Here is a 247-nt window from a genome sequence, read left to right as displayed (position 1 = left end):
GGCGCTTGACGATCGCCACCTCCTGTCGATCGAGCGCGGCTATGCGCAAGGTGTCGGCAATTCGGTCGTGATCAACATGTTCGATCTCGATGGTGCGAACGATGTTTCGAACATCCCTTCCCTTGCTAAGACCGATCAGCGGATCGTGCCTGTGCGCAAGGTACAGATCATGGATCTGCGCGCGCTGGGCCTGGCACCCGACAATATCGAAGGCATTACTTTCGGCAAGGCGAAGGATGGCACGGAC

1 protein-coding gene is annotated in these 247 nt (G+C 57.9%); it reads left to right on the top strand.

The window, feature by feature from the left end:
- On the top strand, nt 1–247 hold a 247-nt coding region (locus ACR9ZK_RS22965), incomplete at both ends, for an esterase-like activity of phytase family protein (RefSeq protein WP_481344225.1).

It is taken from the genome of Monashia sp. HAY1-5C (genome assembly GCF_056755255.1).
This window is presented reverse-complemented; position numbering and strand designations above follow the sequence as displayed.